We start from the raw sequence: 797 nt of genomic DNA on the forward strand, positions 1-797 counted from the left end.
ATATCAGGGAGATTATTCCAAAATTGATTTTCATCAACTTCACGAAGAACCTTTTTGCCGAAATATTCTGCAACTTCGTCCATTTCTGTACGAACGGCTACATAATCATCTGTCAAATCAGAATGATCTCCTTTGGTGTCTGTGATGATCAATGCATAGCCGGTTTTTGAAAGGTCAAAATCAATTTTTTGGATACTTGGATTTTGAATGTTTTGAAAATCAAGAAAAACAAATCCACCAACGGAGCAAACCATCTGATCCATCAATCCGCTTTTCTTGCCAAAATAAAAGTTTTCTGCATATTGTCCGATTTTTGCGATTTCTACTGCACCGATCTGATTGTTATTGTAATAGCTGTCAATTGCTGTTGCAATCAATGTTTCAAATGCAGCAGAAGAAGAAATACCGCTTCCACCAAGTACATTTGAAGTTGTATACATATCAAATCCGGAAATTTCTACACCTAAATCCTTAAAGCGAGCTGCAATCCCTCTGACAATTTCAGAAGAACCTTTTTCACCGATATGAACATCCAAATCGTCCAGTGAAACTGCAAATTCATCGTATCCCTCTGATTTAATTCTGATGATGTTTTCGTCATGAAATGCTGCAACACCGATAACATCTAAGTCAACTGCTCCTGCAATGACACAGCCATGTTGATGATCGGTATGATTACCGCCGATTTCTGTTCTACCCGGAGCAGAATAAACGTGTATATCATTTCTATTCGGATACAGTGCTGTGAATTTCTCCACAGCACTAATATATCGTGATTTCTGACTTTCTATATCCTG

The 797-nt window shown here is 37.6% G+C and carries 1 protein-coding gene; it reads right to left on the reverse strand.

The features are described 5' to 3' along the window. The coding region (locus QVO88_RS08540; RefSeq protein WP_288177927.1) for a galactokinase family protein at positions 1-758 on the reverse strand (758 nt) is incomplete at its 3' end. Between the last annotated feature and the right edge of the window lie 39 nt (positions 759-797).

The sequence above is a fragment of the Ruminococcus sp. CAG:57 genome (assembly GCF_000435935.1).
GTDB classification, from domain to species: Bacteria; Bacillota; Clostridia; order Oscillospirales; family Ruminococcaceae; genus Hominimerdicola; species Hominimerdicola aceti.